The sequence below is a fragment of the Streptomyces sp. 8L genome (genome assembly GCF_020176795.1).
GTDB lineage: Bacteria > Actinomycetota > Actinomycetes > Streptomycetales > Streptomycetaceae > Streptomyces.
This window is the reverse complement of record NZ_JAIUKE010000258.1, coordinates 1-17,663: the sequence shown is the minus strand read 5'-3', so window position 1 is coordinate 17,663 and position 17,663 is coordinate 1. Positions and strand designations below refer to the sequence as shown.

The 17,663-nt window shown below is 73.1% G+C and carries 14 protein-coding genes; 5 read left to right on the top strand and 9 right to left on the bottom strand.

Annotation, left to right across the window (positions count from 1 at the left end; all coding sequences use genetic code 11):
• Positions 1-247: 247 nt before the first annotated feature.
• A complete protein-coding gene (locus LCE31_RS21540; RefSeq protein ID WP_225016592.1) occupies positions 248-2,647 on the bottom strand; it encodes an ABC transporter substrate-binding protein in 2,400 nt (799 codons plus the stop codon).
• A 265-nt stretch (positions 2,648-2,912) separates the two neighbouring features.
• Between LCE31_RS21540 and LCE31_RS21535 the strand changes: the two genes are divergently transcribed.
• From LCE31_RS21535 to LCE31_RS21520, 4 genes are all read left to right on the top strand, one after another.
• Positions 2,913-3,140 carry a hypothetical protein gene (locus LCE31_RS21535; protein ID WP_225016590.1) on the top strand — a complete coding sequence of 76 codons (228 nt, stop codon included), beginning with the start codon at positions 2,913-2,915 and terminating at the stop codon, positions 3,138-3,140.
• Between the two features lie 23 nt (positions 3,141-3,163).
• Positions 3,164-4,015 carry a hypothetical protein gene (locus LCE31_RS21530; RefSeq protein ID WP_225016588.1) on the top strand — a complete coding sequence of 284 codons (852 nt, stop codon included), beginning with the start codon at positions 3,164-3,166 and terminating at the stop codon, positions 4,013-4,015.
• A gap of 66 nt (positions 4,016-4,081) precedes the next feature.
• On the top strand, positions 4,082-6,067 hold the full coding sequence (locus LCE31_RS21525; RefSeq protein ID WP_225016586.1) for a fumarate reductase/succinate dehydrogenase flavoprotein subunit: 1,986 nt from the start codon (positions 4,082-4,084) through the stop codon (positions 6,065-6,067).
• Positions 6,064-6,930 (top strand): succinate dehydrogenase/fumarate reductase iron-sulfur subunit, encoded by an 867-nt coding sequence (locus LCE31_RS21520; protein WP_225016584.1) that lies wholly within the window; start codon positions 6,064-6,066, stop codon positions 6,928-6,930. Before LCE31_RS21525 ends, LCE31_RS21520 begins: the two co-directional genes overlap by 4 nt.
• Before the next feature lie 82 nt (positions 6,931-7,012).
• Here LCE31_RS21520 and LCE31_RS21515 read toward each other — a convergent pair whose 3' ends face one another.
• The 8 genes from LCE31_RS21515 to LCE31_RS21480 all read right to left on the bottom strand — a co-directional run bounded on the left by LCE31_RS21515 (position 7,013) and on the right by LCE31_RS21480 (position 15,999).
• Entirely contained in the window at positions 7,013-8,332 is a 1,320-nt protein-coding gene (locus tag LCE31_RS21515; RefSeq protein ID WP_374118517.1) for an MFS transporter, read from the bottom strand.
• A 226-nt stretch (positions 8,333-8,558) separates the two neighbouring features.
• The gene (locus LCE31_RS21510; protein WP_225016580.1) at positions 8,559-9,002 is read right to left on the bottom strand and encodes a MarR family winged helix-turn-helix transcriptional regulator; all 444 of its coding nucleotides are present in this window, start codon (positions 9,000-9,002) and stop codon (positions 8,559-8,561) included.
• 123 nt (positions 9,003-9,125) lie between these two features.
• Positions 9,126-10,187, bottom strand: coding sequence for a hypothetical protein (locus tag LCE31_RS21505; RefSeq protein ID WP_374118516.1), 1,062 nt, complete (start codon positions 10,185-10,187; stop codon positions 9,126-9,128).
• A gap of 265 nt (positions 10,188-10,452) precedes the next feature.
• Entirely contained in the window at positions 10,453-13,023 is a 2,571-nt protein-coding gene (locus LCE31_RS21500; RefSeq protein WP_225016596.1) for a SpoIIE family protein phosphatase, read from the bottom strand.
• A gap of 171 nt (positions 13,024-13,194) precedes the next feature.
• Positions 13,195-13,614 carry an ATP-binding protein gene (locus LCE31_RS21495; RefSeq protein WP_225016594.1) on the bottom strand — a complete coding sequence of 140 codons (420 nt, stop codon included), beginning with the start codon at positions 13,612-13,614 and terminating at the stop codon, positions 13,195-13,197.
• Positions 13,615-14,180: 566 nt separating this feature from the next.
• The gene (locus LCE31_RS21490) at positions 14,181-14,708 is read right to left on the bottom strand and encodes a (deoxy)nucleoside triphosphate pyrophosphohydrolase (protein WP_225016578.1); all 528 of its coding nucleotides are present in this window, start codon (positions 14,706-14,708) and stop codon (positions 14,181-14,183) included.
• Positions 14,709-14,718: 10 nt separating this feature from the next.
• Positions 14,719-14,901 (bottom strand): SPOR domain-containing protein, encoded by a 183-nt coding sequence (locus LCE31_RS21485; RefSeq protein ID WP_225016576.1) that lies wholly within the window; start codon positions 14,899-14,901, stop codon positions 14,719-14,721.
• Between the two features lie 345 nt (positions 14,902-15,246).
• Entirely contained in the window at positions 15,247-15,999 is a 753-nt protein-coding gene (locus tag LCE31_RS21480; RefSeq protein WP_225016574.1) for a GntR family transcriptional regulator, read from the bottom strand.
• A 222-nt stretch (positions 16,000-16,221) separates the two neighbouring features.
• Between LCE31_RS21480 and LCE31_RS21475 the strand changes: the two genes are divergently transcribed.
• The gene (locus LCE31_RS21475; RefSeq protein ID WP_225016572.1) at positions 16,222-17,439 is read left to right on the top strand and encodes a serpin family protein; all 1,218 of its coding nucleotides are present in this window, start codon (positions 16,222-16,224) and stop codon (positions 17,437-17,439) included.
• Positions 17,440-17,663 lie beyond the last annotated feature (224 nt).

Genomic DNA, 17,663 nt, shown 5'->3' with positions numbered 1-17,663 from the left:
CGCGGGGCCCGGGCCCTGTTTAAACCCCCCCCCCCCCGGGCTTCCCCCCGGGGGACCCGGGGGGCCAAGCGATTTAGGACGTACGGCGGGCCCGGGTGGGCGCGGCGGCCTTTTCTTCGTCCGGGGTTACCGGCACGAGCCCCGCCGGGTCGCCTGTTCTTCCCCGGATCTTCAGGTGAGCGGCTTCCCGGCCCACCGCTTCCCGGCGGGCGGGTCCGGCCGGTCCTCGCCGGCCGGGCCCGGTCGCTCAGGAGTCGTCGTCTCCCGAGGAGTCCTCGTCGCCGGAGTCGCCGGAGTCGCCGAAGTCGCCGGCCTTGGCCTTCGCCGCGTCGCTCTTCGCCTTCTCGGCGCCGGCTCCGCCGGCCCCCGAGTGGCCCTTGAGCGTCGTGAAGCCGATGTCCTGGTAGCGCGGCGCCTGGAAGCCGAAGGCGCCGACGTTCTTCACGTCCTTCCGCGCCGCGACGAGCTCGGGCCGCTGGTAGAGCGGGATGGAGCCGGCCGCGGCCCAGATCCGCGCGTCGGCCTGCTTGAGCAGGGAGTCCTCCTTGCTCTGGTTCAGCTCACCGGCCGCCTGGTCGAACAGCTGGTTGATGCGGTCCGTGCCGACGCGCGTGTAGTTCTGCTCGACCATCAGCGAGCCGTCGGCCGCGGGCTGCGGCTTGGCGTAGATCGGCCGGCCGTCGGTCGCGGGGAAGGCGGACGCGGGCCAGGAGTAGAGGGCCAGGTCGTACGAGCCGGACGCGATGTAGTCCTTGAAGAAGCTGCTGTCCGGGACCTTGGTGATCTCGGTCTTGATGCCGACCTTGTCCAGCATCGTGGCGATCCGGTCACCTACGGTGCGCAGCTGCTCGGAGCTCTGGCCCGCCGGGAGCACGAAGCGGAGCGTCAGCGGCTTGCCGTCCTTGCCGAGGGGGCCGTTCTTCGCGGCGGCGGGCGAGGCCGCGGCGGCGGGGGCGGCGCTGCCGTGCGGCGCGTAGGCACCGGCCATGCCGCCCGGCTGCTGCTCGTCGGGCTTGTCGTCGGACGAGGCAGCACCCTTGTCGCTCTTGGCGGCGTCGCCAGTCTTTTCGCTCTTACCGGCGTCGTCCTTCTTCTTGGCGCCGTCCGTGTCCGCCCCGGCCGCGCCCTTCTTCTCGTCGTCCTTCTTCGTGTCCGACTGCTTCTCTTCGGCCTTCTTCGCCTGCGCGTCAGTGCCGGTCTTCTTGCCCTCGCTGCCCGCCTTCGTGCTGTTCTTCGGCACCTCGCGGGCGCCCTCCGGCGTCCAGCCCGCGTCCGCGAGCAGCGCCTCGGCCTCGTGCTTGTCCTGTTTGCCGAGGGCGTCGCTGGCGTCGGCGTACGCCGGCTGCCCCGCGACTGCGAGGTGGCTGCCGAGCGTCTTCGCGGGCAGGCCCAGCGGCTTGAGCACGGCGTCGGCGAGCTTCTGCCGGTCGATCGCGCGGGCGACGGCGCGCCGCACCCGGTCGTCCGCGAGCGGCCCCGTCTCGCCGTTCATCGCGAGCTGCGTGTACGCGGGCTCCAACGACTTGCGCACGGAGAACGCCTTCAGCGCCTTCTGCTCGTCCCGGAAGGCGGCGAGTTCCCCGCCCTTGAGCTTCGCGGCCTGCGCCTCGGTGGCCGCCTTGGCCGCGGCGGCGCGGCGGGCCTCCTCGGCCTTCTCCTTGGCGTTCGGCTGCCCGGCCTTCTGGCCCTCCGCGCCCTGCGCCCCGTGGGCGGGCCTGATGGAGGGGGCGGCGGAGCCGGCCGGGCCGGACGCGGAGGAGACGCGCTCCGCCAGACCGGTGTCGACGTCCGCGACGTCGAGGTCGCCCGCGGCGAGCGCGGTGGCGCGCTTCTCCATCGGGACGGCACGCAGCACGACCGAGTCGAGCTTGGCGGGCTGCCCCCACCAGTGCGGGTTGCGTACGAGGGTGGTCTCCTTGGCCTTCCGGTCGACGGACTTGACCTGGAAGGGGCCCGCGGTGGTCTTCAGCGCCGCGCGGGCGCCGTCGTTGAAGGCGTTCGGGGTGGCCATCACGTCCTTCGGGTACAGGGGCGTGAACAGCGACTTCCAGTCCGCGTAGGGCTTGTTGAAGGTGACCTTGACGTCCAGGTTGTCCTTGCCGCGCTGGATCTTCTCGATCCGGTCGTAGCCGGTGTTGCGCGCGGTCCAGTAGGCGGAGTCGCGGCCGCGCAGCGCCTGCCACTGGGCGACGAAGTCGGGGGCGCCGATCTCCCGGCCGTCGCTCCACACGGCGGCCTGGTTGAGCTTGTACTCGACGACCTGCTTGGGCTCCCGGTCGACGACCTTCGCCGATTCGATGTAGTCGGGGTCGGCCTTCGGGGCGCCGTTCTTGTCGAGCGTGAAGAGCGAGGGCAGGACGGCCCCCGCGATCCGGCTGGTCGTGGCGTCGGCGTCCGCCTGGAAGGCGTTGAGCGTCGCGGGCACCGTGTCGACGGCCCACTTCAGGGTGCCGCCCTGGGCGAGCGAGCCGCGCGAGGCCGGGGAGATGTCGACGGCCGCGGGGTTGCCGTTGTCGTGGTCCGAACTGCACGCGGCCAGGCCGGGCAGGGCGAGGACACCGGTGGTGAGGAGCGCGACGGAGCGGAACGTCCGGGGGCATGTCCGCCCGGAGCACGTCCTCCCGCGTGGGGCGCCGACCTGGGACATGACTTGTACCTCTTCATCCTGTTTTGTGGAATTTAGAGATGATCACACCTATGTCCTCCCACTGAAGGGGGCCGTACGGACAGGGGGCGGGAGACACGTCGGCGCACGCCCCCAACGCCACTCGTGCGGCCCATTCGCGTACGCGCCCTTCCCAAGCCGGATGTGACGCGGAACACTTTCTTACGCGCATGAGAGAGCCGCCCGGGGCCGCATCCCGGGGTGACCCCCGTATGCCACCGCGACCGCGGAAGTGAGGGAACGACTCATGTCCCTGCAGGAAGAACTGACAGCCGTACGACGCTGCCTCGACGACCTGGTCCGTACGGTCGGACGCCTCGAACAGAGCCTCGCGGGACTTCCCGAGGACCGGTTCGGGCCTCAGTCGGCCGACCGCGTCGACCTGGTCACCATCCCCGACACCCCGTACGACAGCGCGCTGTGGACGGACTCGGACGACGAGGGCCTCGGCGTACGCGACCGGCGGGCGCCGTAGCCCCTCCTCATCTGGGAGACCTCTTGGCCACCGGCACGGAACCTCCTCGCACCACCGCTCACGGCACCTCCTCCCCCCACCCGCGTACGGGCGTGCGCGGCGCGGGACGCGCGGCCATCGCCGAGCGCCATCTGCGCACCGACCGCTGGTGGTTCCAGCCGGCGGTGACGGCGGCGGGGCTGCTCGGCTTCATCGCCTACTCCGTCTGGCGCGCGTTCGCGAACGCCGACTACTACGCGGCGCCCTACGTCTCGCCCTTCTACTCGCCGTGCGTGGCGCACGACTGCGTTCCCATGAAGGGCGGCGCGGACTGGGACGTCTTCGGCAGCTGGTGGGGCCTGTCCCCCGCGCTGCTCGTACTGATCTTCCCGCTGGGCTTCCGTCTGACCTGCTACTACTACCGCAAGGCGTACTACCGGGCCTTCTGGTCGTCACCGCCCGCCTGCGCGGTGGCCGAGCCGCACGCGCGCTACAGCGGCGAGACGCGTCTGCCGCTGATCCTCCAGAACGTCCACCGGTACTTCTTCTACTTCGCCCTGCTGGTCGCCGGCGTCCTCACGTACGACACCGTGCTGTCCTTCCGCGACGCGAACGCGTCCTGGGGCCACATGGGCCTCGGCTCCCTCGTCTTCCTCGCCAACATCGTGCTGATCTGGGCGTACACGCTGTCCTGCCACTCCTGCCGGCACCTGATCGGCGGCCGGCTGCGGCACTTCTCCCGGCATCCGGTGCGCTACCGGCTCTGGGGCTGGGTGGGGAAGCTGAACGCGCGCCACATGCAGCTCGCCTGGGCGTCGCTGATCAGCGTCGCGGCGGCCGACTTCTACGTGTACCTGGTCGCGTCCGGGGTCTTCGCCGACCCGCGTTTCTTCTGACACCCCGGCGGCGGGGCGGGCACGCCCGCGACCGGCCGGCAGCAACCGCAGGGAGATCTTCCACACATGACGGAACTGGAACGCGGACAGTGGGACGTCGTGGTCGTCGGCGCGGGCGGCGCCGGGCTGCGGGCCGCGATCGCCGCCCGCGAGGCGGGCGCCCGTACGGCCGTGATCTGCAAGTCCCTGTTCGGCAAGGCCCATACGGTGATGGCCGAGGGCGGCATCGCCGCGTCCATGGGCAATGTGAACTCCGGCGACAACTGGCAGGTGCACTTCCGGGACACGCTGCGCGGCGGGAAGTTCCTCAACCAGTGGCGGATGGCGGAGCTGCACGCCAGGGAGGCGCCCGAGCGGGTGTGGGAACTGGAGACGTGGGGCGCGCTGTTCGACCGTACGCCCGAGGGAAAGATCTCCCAGCGCAACTTCGGCGGCCACCAGTTCCCGCGCCTCGCGCACGTCGGAGACCGTACGGGCCTCGAACTGATCCGCACGCTCCAGCAGAAGATCGTCTCGCTCCAGCAGGAGGACTTCCGGGAGACCGGCGACCACGAGTCGCGCCTGAAGGTCTTCCAGGAGTGCACGGTCACGCGCGTGCTGAAGGACGGCGGCCGGGTGTCGGGCACCTTCTGCTACGAGCGCGAGTCCGGGCGCTTCTTCGTCCTCCAGGCGCCCTCGGTGGTACTGGCGACCGGCGGCATCGGCAAGTCCTTCAAGGTGACCTCGAACTCGTGGGAGTACACGGGCGACGGGCACGCGCTGGCGCTGCTGGCCGGGGCGCCGCTGATCAACATGGAGTTCGTGCAGTTCCACCCGACGGGCATGATCTGGCCGCCGTCCGTGAAGGGCCTGCTGGTCACGGAGTCCGTACGCGGCGACGGCGGGGTGCTGCGCAACGCCGAGGGCAAGCGGTTCATGTTCGACTACATCCCCGACGTCTTCAAGGAGCAGTACGCGGAGTCGGAGGAGGAGGGCGACCGCTGGTACGAGGACGCGGACGGCAACCGGCGCCCGCCGGAGCTGCTCCCCCGCGACGAGGTCGCCCGCGCGATCAACTCCGAGGTGAAGGCGGGCCGCGGCTCGCCGCACGGCGGGGTCTTCCTGGACGTCTCGACACGCATGACGCCCGAGCGCATCCGGCGCAGACTGCCCTCGATGTACCACCAGTTCAAGGAGCTGGCGGACGTCGACATCACGACGGAGGCGATGGAGGTCGGCCCGACCTGCCACTACGTGATGGGCGGCGTCGCCGTCGACTCGGACTCGGCCGCCGCGCTCGGCGTGCCGGGCCTGTACGCGGCGGGCGAGGTCGCGGGCGGCATGCACGGCTCCAACAGGCTCGGCGGCAACTCGCTCTCCGACCTGCTGGTGTTCGGCCGCAGGGCCGGGCTGTACGCCGCCGAGTACGCGGCGTCGCTCGCGGCGCGCCCGCCGGTGCACGAGGAGCAGGTGGACGCGGCGGCGGCCGAGGCGCTGCGGCCCTTCAGCGCGGAGGAGGACGCGGCGGACGGAAGCGGTGCCCCGGCGGCGGCCTCCGCGCCCGGGGCCGCCCCCGCGCCCGCGAGCGCGCCCGCCGAGAACCCGTACACGCTGCACCAGGAGCTCCAGCAGGCGATGAACGACCTGGTCGGCATCATCCGCAGGGCCGGCGAGATGGAGGAGGCCCTGGAGCGGCTGGCCGAGCTGGGGGCGAGGGCGCGGCGCGCGGGCGTCGAGGGGCACAGGCAGTTCAACCCCGGCTGGCACCTGGCGCTCGACCTGCGCAACATGCTGCTGGTCAGCGAGTGCGTGGCGCGCGCCGCGCTGGAGCGTACGGAGAGCCGGGGCGGCCACACCCGCGAGGACTGGCCCGGCATGGACGCGCGCTGGCGCCGGGTCAATCTGCACTGTGCGCTCGCCGACCCGTCCGGCGGGCTCGCGGCCTCGGGCCCCGGGCGGGGCAGGATCACGCTGTCCCGGCGGGAGACCCCGCCGATCCGTCCCGACCTGCTCGCCCTCTTCGAGAAGGAGGAGCTGGTCAAGTACCTCGCCGAAGAGGAGTTCCACGAGTGAGTACGAGCACGGGCACGGACACCGGTACGGATGGCGGCGGGGATGCGGGAGCGGGGCCCGGTGCGTCCGGCGCCGCGGACTCCACGGCGTACGCGGCGCACTTCCGGGTGTGGCGCGGCGACGCGGACGGCGGGGAGCTGCGGGACTTCACGGTCGAGGTGAACGACGGGGAGGTCGTCCTCGACATCATCCACCGCATCCAGGCGACGCAGGCGGCGGACCTCGCGGTGCGCTGGAATTGCAAGGCGGGCAAGTGCGGTTCGTGCAGCGCGGAGGTCAACGGGCGGCCCCGGCTGATGTGCATGACGCGCATGTCGGTCTTCGCGCGGGACGAGACGGTCACGGTGACGCCGCTGCGCGCCTTCCCCGTCGTGCGCGACCTGGTGACGGACGTGTCGTTCAACTACCGGAAGGCGCGCGAGATACCGGCGTTCGTGCCGCCGCCCGGAGTGGCGGCCGGCGAGTACCGGATGCAACAGGTCGACGTGGACCGCTCGCAGGAGTTCCGCAAGTGCATCGAGTGCTACCTGTGCCAGAACACCTGCCATGTGGTGCGCGACCACGAGGAGAACAAGGCCGCCTTCGCGGGGCCCCGCTATCTGATGCGGGTCGCGGAGCTGGACATGCACCCGCTCGACGCGGCCGAGGAGGCCGGGATCGACCGCAAGCGCACGGCGCAGGACGAGCACGGCCTCGGCTACTGCAACATCACCAAGTGCTGCACCGAGGTCTGCCCGGAGGGCATCAAGATCACCGACAACGCGCTCATCCCGCTGAAGGAACGGGCGGTGGACCGCGCGTACGACCCGCTGGTGTGGCTGGGCAGCAAGATCCGGCGACGCGGCCGGGACACGGGCGCCTGAGCGGGCCGGAGGTCCGGATCGGCGCCGTGGAAGGGGAAGCGGAAGCGGAAGGGGACGTGGAAGCCGCTGGTGGACGCGCCCCTCACGCCCGGGTGCCGCGGCGCAGCGCCCGGTCCGTGAGCGTCACGACGATCAGCAGCACCGCGAGGCCGGCGGAGACCGCGGCCATGAGGTGCAGACCGCTGTCGCCGGCCTTCTGGCCGTACGCGAGAGCGATCAGGCTCGACGCGGCGATGGCGCCGATGTACTGGGCGGTCCGCTGGAGGCCCGCGGCGGAGCCGATGCTCCGCGCCGGCGAGTACGACTGGACGGCCGCCTGGTTGCTGGTGCCGATGAGGCCCTGGGGGATGCCGAAGCAGGCACCCGCCACGAGCAGGACCACGAGGGGCGTCCGGCCGCCCACGAAGGCGAGCAGGCCGGCCCCTGCCAGCAGCAGGACGCTCGCCAGGGCCAGCGGGCCGCGCAGCCCCTTCGTGCGGGCGCCGAGCAGGGAACAGACCAGCGCGGCCACCGACATGGGCAGCATGAGCAGGCCCGTCGTGCCGGAGGAGTAGCCGCGGCCGTCCTCAAGCCACTGCGTGAAGCCGTACATCACGCAGTAGATCAGCAGGTAGCTGAGGCCGTGCCGGAGGTACGTGCGGGCCAGCGGGCCGTTGGCGGCCAGCATCCGCAGGTCGATGAACGGCTGCTTGGCGCGCAGCTGCCAGCGGGTCAGGACCAGCGCGACGACGGCGAAGGGGGCGAGCAGCCACCAGAGCGGGTGGCCGAGGTCCAGGAGGAAGAACGCGAGGAGGGTGAGCGCGGTGGTGAACAGGCCGATGCCCAGCGGGTCCACGGACCGCCACACGGACCCCGCGGCGCCGGACGCGGGGTCGGCGGCCCTGGCCGCCGCGCGCTCGGCAGCGGTGGCGTCCTTCGGCACGAAGAGGAGCGCGAGGGCGGACGCCGCCAGCGCGACGGGCAGGTTGACGGCGAAGATGGCGCGCCAGCCGAAGACCCCGACGAGCAGCCCGCCGAGGGTGGGTCCCACGGCGGCGCTGCCGAGACCGGCGAAGGACAGCCGGGCGAGCACGGTCCTCGGTGGCGTGCGGCCGACCCTGCGGCCCTCGTCGCGCAGCACGGACATGGCGGCCGGATAGGCGGCCGAGGTGCCGATGCCGAGGAGCAGCCGGGAGACGAGCAGCCAGGTGAAGGACGGTGCGAACGTGCCCACGAGACCGGACGCGAACACCACGAGGAGCCCGCCGAGGAAGACCCGGCGGGGGCCGAGCGAGTCGGCGAGCCTGCCGAGCACCGGCTGTGCGACGGCGCTCGCGAGGTAGAGGACGGAGATCAGCCAGGCGGTGTCGGCCGCGCCGACTCCGAAGTCTCGCCCGATCGACACCAGCGCCGTGGAGATCATGGTGGTGTTGAGCGGGTTGAGCAGGGACCCCAGCAGCAGGGGCAGGGTCAGCCGTCCGGCGAACCCCTTCGTCGCGCGGGAGGCGGGTTCCGCGGGCCCACCGGTGGCGGCGCCTGTCGCGGGGCCGGTCGGGGCGCCCGTCGCGGGGCCGGTGACGGCGCCGGAGCCGGTCGTGTCCGGCTCACTCGCGCCCTGGGTGTCGGTGGTGCTCACGTCGGCCGTGCTCTCACTTCTCGGTCAGTCGTCGCAGCAGTGCGGCCGCTTGGGCCAGCGTGCGGCGCTCGTCCGCGTCGAGTTCTTCGGCGATCACCTTTGACAGCCAGGTCTGCTTGGCGGCGCGCACCCCCGCGAGGACGGCGCGGCCGTGGTCGGTGGCCGAGACGACGGACTGCCTGCCGTCGGTCGGATCGGGTGTCCGCTCGATCAGGCCCTGCTCCTCCAGCACGCCGAGGGTCATCCGCATCGACTGCGGCCTGATGTGCTCGGCGCGGGCCAGGGCGGCCGTCGTGGCCGGCCCGTCGTCGTTGATCCGGACCAGCGCGGAGCGCTGGGACGCGGTGAGGCCGGCGTCGGTCGAGGTGTACCGCAGGCGGCGCGTCAGCAGCCCGGCGACGGCGGCGATCTCGGCCGCCACCTGCTCCGATGGAGCGTCTCCCGGTCGTTCGGACATACGGGAAGCCTACGGAATCGACAGGAAGACTTGCAAGTTTGTCTGCTGTTCCGTGCCTCACTCCGAGCCGCCGGGCGCCGGGCGCGCTCAGGGCCGGCCAGGCGGCTCGGGCGGTCAGGCGGCTCAGGCGCGCGAGGTGGCGCCCCAGCCGTCGCGATACGCCTTCCAGTCGCCTGCCGTGGCCGCGAAGTCGACGTACAGCGCGACACCGAAGCGCTCCCGGTGCGCGTCGTCCCGGCCGAGCGCCAGCCGCAGGCCGTGGATCGCGGCGGCCGGCGTCTCGGCGTAGCCGTGGTGGCTCATGTCCTCCTCGCGGTAGAACGGCAGCCCCATCAGCAGGTCGGTGCCCGCGGGCGTGGCCGCCAGGGCGAGGGAGGTCTGGTGCGCGACGTATCCCCCGTACAGCGACTGGAGCGGCATCGCCGTGTCGTACGACATGACCGCGATCTGGTCGACCCGGCGCGCGACCTGCCGGAAGTACGCCTGCGACCACCACTTCGGGTGGTCGGTCAGCGCCCCGGCCGCCGTGTGCAGCGACGGCAGCGGATCGATCTGGGCGGCCGCCACCGACAGGGTCGCGCCGCGGCCCCTGGTGAGGGCGTGCACGTCGTCGAGGAGCAGCAGGAAGTCGCGGTCGCCCGAGTGCAGCGGCTCCAGGTCGAAGTGGACGCCGTCGAACCCCGCGTCCAGCACCTGCCTGGCCGCCCCGAGCACGGCCTCGCGGGTCGCCGCGCGCGACAGCCGCAGGCCGTCCGGGCCCTCGGTGGCGAGGACGTCCCCGAGCCAGGCGTGCACCCGCACGCCCGGCATGCTCCGGTGGACGGCGGCGATCAGCCACCCGGCCCTCGCGTAGCGGCCCGCGGGCAGCGTCCCGTCGTGCTCCAGCGGGCCCGCGTGGACGTACAGGTCCTTGATGCCGGTGCCCTCGACGCGCCGGGCGAACGCCGCGAGGTCCGCGTCGTCCTTGCGGCCGTCGAGCCAGGCGTGCCCCATCCACACGGCGTCCCTGCCGCGGGTGCGGGTGCCGTCCTTGAGGTCGCCCGTGTACGTGAGGCGCAGCGCGGCCCCGGCCGTGACGACCGGCAGGACGACGCATGCGGCGACCACCACCGCGATCCGCCGGGTCCACGTGCCGCGCGGCCCCCGCCACATCCGCCCCATCGCCACCGCCGTGCGTCCGCGCATACGATCCGGCACCGCGCATCCCCTCCCCAGGGCGCGGCCCCGAGGCCGCGAAGGGGACTCAGCGTACGGGCGAGGGCCGCGCGGCCGTCCTGACCGGCGGCAACCGTTGCGCGATCAGGACATGGCGCCGGAGCAGGCGTTCGGGCGAGCGGTCCGCACGCAGGGCCCGGACACGGGAAGACGCGCGAAGGTCCAGCACGCGCGAGGGACCCGCACACGGGAAGGCCCGCCGGGGCGTCGGGGTCGGGACGCGTCGCGCCGGGCGTCAGAACATGCTCAGGAGCTGCTCCACGGTCGGCTCCGCGGCGTTCGCGCTGCCCGGCAGCGCCAGTTCGAACCAGACGGTCTTGCCGCGGGGCGTCCTGCGCGAGCCCCAGGCGGAACTCAGCATGCCGACGAGCTGGAGGCCCCGGCCGCCCTCGTCGGTGTCGCGGGCGCGCCGGCGCCGCGGCTGGACCAGACCCGCGTCCCACACCTCGCAGACGAGGGTGCGGTCGCGCAGCAGGCGGAGTCTGATCTCCCCCTCGCCGTAGCGCATCGCGTTCGTCACCAGCTCGCTCACCAGCAACTCGATGGTGTCCACGAGCGGTTCCAGGTCCCAGGCGATCAGCTGGGCGCGCGCGTACTCGCGGGCGCGGCCGACCGACCGCGGCTCGCGCGGCAGCCGCCAGTCGCCGACGGCCTCGCCGGGCAGCCCCCGGATACGGGCCATCAGCAGGGCGATGTCGTCCTGTCCGTGACCGGTCTCCAGCGTGGTGAGCACATGGTCGGCGACGTCCTCCAGCGGGCGTTCCGCGTGCGAGAGCGAGGCCCTGAACGCCGTCAGGCCCTCCTCGAGCGTCTGGTCGCGGGACTCCACGAGGCCGTCGGTGTAGAGCGCGAGGAGGGAGTTCTCCGACAGCTCGACCTCGACCTGCTCGAAGGGCTCCCCGCCCACGCCGAGCGGCACCCCGGGCGGCACGTCCAGCAGGAGCGCCTTGTCGCCCGGCTCCACGAGAACAGGCGGCGGGTGGCCCGCGTTGGCGAACGTACAGCGCCGGGTGACCGGGTCGTACACCGCGTAGACGCAGGTGGCGAGGTAGACCTCGGCGAGGTCGGCGTCGCGCGCCTTGTGGGCGACGCGGGAGGCCTGCTGCGCGCCGTTGGGCGAACCGAGGCCGTTGGCGATCTCGTCGAGCGCGCCGAGCACTTCGGCGGGCTCCAGGTCGAGCAGCGCCAGCGTCCTCACCGCCGTGCGCAGTTCGCCCATGGCGACGGCGGCGCGCAGGCCGCGGCCCATCACGTCGCCGACGACGAGGGCGGTCCTGTGCCCCGGCAGCTCGATGACGTCGAACCAGTCGCCTCCGACCTCTGTCGCCGCGTTGCCCGGCAGGTAGCGGCAGGCGATGTCGAGGCCCGCCGCCTCGGGGTCGCCCGGCGGCAGCAGGCTGCGCTGGAGGATCAGGGCGCGCTCGTGCTCGCGCCGGTACAGGCGTGCGTTGTCGATGCAGACGGCGGCGCGGGCCGCGAGTTCCACGGCGAGGCCGCGGTCGCGGTCGCCGAACGGCTCACTGCCCTTGGCGCGCGCGAACTGGACGAGGCCGACGACGGTGTCGTGGGCGACCATCGGCACCGCCAGCGTGGACTGGAGCAGGCTGCCGGGCTCGCCCGGTATCGACCGCACCCGGGCGCTGCGCAGCGCGCCCGCGCTCTGCGAGCTGAACGGGAAGCTGTGGACGGCGCCGACCTCGGGCGAGACGTAGCCGTCGTGGGTCTCGTCGGGGCCGGACAGCGGGACGTCCGAGACGGCGCTCGCGAACGCGACGCGCCGCAGCCGGGCCGTACCGCCGCCGGACTCCTGGGAGGAGGCGGCCCACCGGCCGGGCGGGGCCTCGTCGCCGGTCAGCAGCGACTGGTACAGGTCGACGGAGGCGATGTCGCAGAAGTTGGGCACCGCGACGCTCAGCAGCTCGCGGGCGGTGGTCTCCAGGTCGAGCGAGTTGCCGATACGGGCGCTCGCCTCGTTGAGCAGCGCGAGGTTGCGGCGGGCGCTCGCGGCCTCGCGGGCGGCGACGTGGCGGTGCGTGATGTCCGTGGCGACGGCGGCGACGCCCAGCGTGCGGCCGGCCCCGGCGCCGACCCGGTAGAGGTTGAGCGACCAGTGGCGGCGCTCGGGCTCGTCGGTGCCCGGCCGCGAGCCGACGATCTTGAACTCGACGACCGGGTCGCCCGTGGTCAGGACGCGCCGCAGCGCGGCCTCAAGACGCTCGGCCTCGCCGAGGGGGAGGTAGTCGTGAACGGACTTGCCCCGGTGGTCCGAAGGCCCGCCGCCGAAGACGGTCGCGAAGCGCTGGTTGACGCGCTGCACGGCCAGATCCGTACCGAAGAGAATGAAGCCGAACGGAGATTGGCCGAAAATCGCCTGCGAAGAAGCGAGGTCGCTCTCGATCCGGCGCAGCGCGCGCACGTCCACGACGACACACAGGGCACCCCGCTCGCCCTGGTCCGTCTCACTGGGCATCACGTACACCTCGGCCAGGCTGTGCTGCCGGACACCGCCGCCGCCCGGCTCCGCCGGCGTCAGGTACGGGACGAGGCCCGTCCACTCCTTGCCGTCCAGGATCTCGCTGAGTTTGCGATAGCCCTTCGCGCGGAACTCTGCCGGAACGAAGACCTCCAGCGGGTCCTTGCCCCGAACCTCCCGGGCCGGGATGCCGAACAGCTCGGCGGCACGGGCGCTCCACTGGTCGATCAGGCCGTCGGGCCCGATCGAGAAGGAAGCCACCCTGATGTGCTCGTAGATGGAGCCGGGCGGGCTGCTCTGCCATACGACGTCGTCGCCCGTCGTATCCGGCATCTCTGGTGTCTCGCTCACGCGACCGTCCCCTCCAGCTCACGCACCGGACCGGCCATGCACCGCAGTATTCAGCACTACAGGCACAGCTGACACGGCGTTCACGATCACAGCAAGGTCTCTTTCTCTCCGGACCTGCGTGAAACCCGCCGCGACCGTCGTCCCTTGTGACTTCTAACCATGGAGAGGCAGCTCGAACCACACGGTCTTACCTGTCTTCCCGCGTCTCGTGCCCCAGCGGCGGGCGGAACTCGCCACGAGCTGGAGCCCGCGCCCCCGCTCCTCCTCGGGGCCCGGCGCGCGCTGCACGACGGGCGCCTCGGGAAGCTGGTCGGAGATCTCGACCAGGAGGACCTCCTCCTCGTCGGGCAGCGGCCGGATTTCGAGCCGCATGCCGATGGGCCCGGGCGCGTAGGTGAGCGAATTGGTGACCAGCTCGCTGACCAGCAGCATCGCCATGTCCTCCACCCCGGGCGGCAACCGCCACGCGCGCAGGGTGTCCCGCACGTCATGACGGGCGACACGCACGGCACCGGGCTCGGCGGGCAGAATCCACTCGGCGGACTCGTCCTCGGTGTCGATCAACCCGACCACTTCCCACAGCACGCGGCGCCCCCCGCTGTCTCGTTTGTTCCGGGGATCAAACAGCCCATACCCGAAAATAGACCTAAACTACCGCCTGGTGCGGCACTGGGCGGGGCGAGCACCCCCTGGATACCGCCGAGAAGTCGCCACGTCCCTGATATGCGTTATGCCCGAACGACGGTCCCATACGCGTGAGCACACCGCTGAGCGGGGGGCGCGAGGGGCGTCCGCGGGGGGCGCGCAGGGGCTCGGGCAGGCGCTGACCGCGTCCCCGCCGTGCGGACCGAGAGGAGCGGGGGCCGTCCCGTGTGTCCGATCGGGGTCTCCCGACCGGCGCTGGCCGCGCGGGTCCGCTCCCTACGAAACGGGCGCGGCCCCCGCCTTGCGCGGGACGGGCGCCGCCGCCGTCCCGTCGTACGAGCCGCCGTCCCGTCCGTACGAGAGGGCGCCGTCGTTCCGTCGCCCGAGACAGGCGCCGCCCGGAAGGGCCCCGGCGGGCCCGGTCGCCTCGTCCCCCGCGCCCGGTTGCCTCGTCCCCATCGTCCTCAGCGGGACGGGGCCCGGTCGCCGCGTGCTCAGCGGGGGCCGCGGGAGGCGGCGTCACCGTCCCGCGTCAGCGCCGGGCCCAGTACGGCGAGTGCCGCGACGACGGCGGGACGGTCCGCGTCCAGCCAGTCCACCCGGTCGCCGTCGCCAGGGCCGTCCCCCGCGCCGGTGCCGGCGCTGCCGGCCACTTCCGTCGCCATGCCCGGCCCCCGCGGGGCCGCCTGGGACGCCGTCAGCCAGCGCAGCGCGTCGTGGTCCTGCAACGGACGCGGCTCACCCGACACCAGGCGCACCGTCCAGACCCACAACTCGTATCCGCGCCCCAGCGGCCAGGCTCCCGGGACACGCTCCACCGGCTCCGCCTCGACGCCGAGTTCCTCGCGCAGTTCGCGTACGAGCGCGTCCTCGGGGCGCTCGCCCGGCTCCACCTTGCCGCCGGGCAGTTCCCAGCGGCCCGCCAGTTCCGGGGGCGCGCTGCGCCGCGCCGCCAGCAGCCGTCCGCCGTCGTACACGGCGCCCGCGACCACCACCGACGCCGTCGTGCTTCGCTCCGTCATGCGCCGGAGCCTATGACGCGTTCCGCTCCAGCCGCTCGACGCAGTAGACCGGCTCCTTCACCCGACCGTCCAGCCGTTCGGCCAGCCGTTGGGCCTCGTCCTGCGTGGCGTACCACGCCACCCGGTAGCGGTTGCCGTTGTCGTCGTCGCGTATGACCTGCCAGGGCAGCACGACGGTTCCGCCTTCGTTCACGCCCGCACCCCCGCAGCGGCCGTCGCCCGCACGCGTATCTCCGGACGCGTCGAGCGCCCCCGTCGTCCCCAGGAAATCCCAATGCGCATATGCCGGAGCGTACGCCCGGCCCTCACTCAATGAATGCGTGATGGCACGAAGAGACAACTTCCGGCCATGAATACACCGAAAAGAGCGGTCGCGTGGATGCTGCGCGCGCCCCCGACTACGCCCCCACGTGCGCCTGGTATGCGCCGGTACGCGCCCCGCGCCCGCGGACCTGCCCCCGATCACCGCGCGCCGGGCGCCGCACCGGGCGCGCACACCGTGTTCCCGCGATCACTCCGCGCACGCGGGGCGGTCCGGCTACTTCACCGACAGGTGGTACGCGATCCTGAACCGGTCCGCCGGCACGACCACGTCCGCCGTCTCGACCGCCCGCCCCGACGCGTAGTACGTGCGCTCCAGGACCATCACCACATGGCCCGGCACCCCGCCGAGCGTCAGCAGTTCCTCGGCGAGGCCGGGGCGCGCGCCGACCTCCTCCAGGACGTTGTCCACGACGACGTCGATCGCGGCCATCCGCTCGACCACGCCGCAGCCGCCGAGGGGACCCTCCTCGGGCAGCATCACGGGCGTGCGCCCCGTGAGCGCGAGCGGCTCCCACGACGTGGACAGCATCATCGGGTCGCCCTCCCCCCGGAACACGTACCGCGTTCGCATCACCCGGTCGCCCGCACCGATGCCGAGCCGCGCCGCGATCTCCGGCGAGGCGCACTCCTGCTCGCTGCGGGACTCCCAGGTCCCCCGCGCGCCCTCGTCGGCCTGCTCCTGCCTGAAGGGGCTCGAACCGGTCGCGGGCCGGTAGCCGGAGCGCGCGATGCGGCGCGGCACCGGCCGTTCCCTTACGTAGGTGCCGGAACCCGAGCGGCCTTCGACCAGCCCCTCGGCCATCAGCACCTTGCGCGCCTCCAGCGCCACCGTGTCGGAGACGCCGTACTCCTCGCGGATGCGGGCCTGTGAGGGAAGCCGGGTGTGCGGCGGCAGTCGCCCGTCGATGATCTTCTGCCGGAGATCGCTCGCGACCCGCAGATAGGCTGGCTGCTCACCGAACGGCACGGGCCACTCCCTCAGAGTTGACAGACAGCAACAGGGTGGCAACCGACGGTTGAGAGCCGCAAGCATGGGCCACAGTTTCACCCGAAGTGATGACTTGGTGACGCTGGACGCATAATGCGCTCCAGGGCGGGCGACGGCCCGCGAAAAGGCCGCCGGGACGGCCGCCGGGATGGCCGCCGGGACAGGCGGTCGAGCGAGTCGGGCTACGGAGGCGGGCGACGGATGTCGACAGGGCGGCAGGGGCGTGCGGACACGGACAGGGCGGCGGCCGGGGTGGCGGACCTGACGGCCCGGTGGGCGGCCCGGCTCGACCCCGGGCGCGACACGGTGTTCTCGGCGGCCGGTGCCTGGCCGCTGCTCGCACTGCTCGCCGAGACGGCCGACGGGCCGGTGCGCGGCGAACTGGAGGAAGCCGTCGGCGCACCCGCGCAGGACGCGGCACGCGCGGCCCGCGCACTGCTCGCGGAACTCCCGGACGCCGACGGGCTGAACGCGGCGCTCGGGCTGTGGACACAGCGCTCGCTGCCGCTGCGCGACGCCTGGCTCGCGACCCTCCCGGCCGGCAGCCACGCCCTGCTGTCGGGGGACACCGGGGCCGACCGGGCGGCGCTCGACGCGTGGGCGGCGCGGCAGACCGGCGGTCTGATCGACCGGATGCCGGTCGAGACCGGCCCCCGGACGCCGCTGGTGCTGGCGAGCGCGCTCGCCCTGACCACCGAGTGGGAGCAGCCGTTCACCGACCACGCGGCGCACACCCCGACGGCCGGACCCTGGGCGGGCGTTTCTCTGCGGTGGCTGACCCGCGTCACACCCGGTCTCGGTCCTGTGCGGGTGGCGCGCACACCCGGCGGCCCGCTGACGCTGATCGGGGTGCGGGGCGGCAACGGCATCGACGTCCACCTGCTGATCGGCCCGCCCGGCGCGGGACCCGGCGAGGTCGTGGGCGGCGGGGCGGCCGTACTGGCGGGCCGGTACGAGGCGACGCCGGCCGACCGGCTGCCGGTCGGCGCGGACATCGCGCCGGGACTCGCCAAGGACCACATCGACGCGGTGCGCCCCGAGCCGGTCCTGTCGCTGAACCTGCCGCCGTTCCGCCTCACCGCCGAGCACGACCTGCTGCGCGAGGCGGAGGTCTTCGGCCTTGTCTCGGCGTGCGACACGAGCCGGGGCCACTTCCCCGGCATCAGCCCTTCCCCGCTCGCGATCCACTCGGCGGCGCAGGCGGCGATGGCGGAGTTCGGCCCGGCAGGCTTCAAGGCCGCGGCGGTGACGGCGTTCGGTTTCCGCACCGCGGCCGCGATGCGGCCCACGACGCGGGTCGAACGCGTCATCGCGACCCTGGACCGCCCGTTCGGCTTCGCCGCCGTCCAGCGGACGACGGGCCTGTGCCTGGCCAGTGGCTGGCTGGCGAGCCCGCAGACCGGCTCCAATCCGGCGTGAACGCCCGGGCCGCGGGACCGGCCCCGCCGGTGGTCCGGTGCGTCGGCCGGCTCTCCGCCGCCCGGCTCACGGTTCGTGATCAGCCCTGACGGATCGGTTCCGCCAGGCTCGCATCCGGGGGCTCCACTGGATCAGGTCGGATCAGTGAGCGGGGTTCTGTGCGGGGGCCGCCCCCCCCGGCCGGAGGTTGGGGCGAGTGGGGGTCCCCGCCCGGAGGGTGGGGG

Excerpts from the sequence above, each read along its gene's own strand:
- LCE31_RS21540 (WP_225016592.1), bottom strand. The coding sequence starts at position 2,647 with ATGTCCCAGGTCGGCGCCCCACGCGGGAGGACGTGCTCCGGGCGGACA.
- LCE31_RS21535 (WP_225016590.1), top strand. The coding sequence starts at position 2,913 with ATGTCCCTGCAGGAAGAACTGACAGCCGTACGACGCTGCCTCGACGAC.
- LCE31_RS21525 (WP_225016586.1), top strand. The coding sequence starts at position 4,082 with ATGACGGAACTGGAACGCGGACAGTGGGACGTCGTGGTCGTCGGCGCG.
- LCE31_RS21515 (WP_374118517.1), bottom strand. The coding sequence starts at position 8,332 with ATGATCTCCACGGCGCTGGTGTCGATCGGGCGAGACTTCGGAGTCGGC.
- LCE31_RS21510 (WP_225016580.1), bottom strand. The coding sequence starts at position 9,002 with ATGTCCGAACGACCGGGAGACGCTCCATCGGAGCAGGTGGCGGCCGAG.
- LCE31_RS21505 (WP_374118516.1), bottom strand. The coding sequence starts at position 10,187 with ATGCGCGGACGCACGGCGGTGGCGATGGGGCGGATGTGGCGGGGGCCG.
- LCE31_RS21500 (WP_225016596.1), bottom strand. The coding sequence starts at position 13,023 with ATGCCGGATACGACGGGCGACGACGTCGTATGGCAGAGCAGCCCGCCC.
- LCE31_RS21490 (WP_225016578.1), bottom strand. The coding sequence starts at position 14,708 with ATGACGGAGCGAAGCACGACGGCGTCGGTGGTGGTCGCGGGCGCCGTG.
- LCE31_RS21475 (WP_225016572.1), top strand. The coding sequence starts at position 16,222 with ATGTCGACAGGGCGGCAGGGGCGTGCGGACACGGACAGGGCGGCGGCC.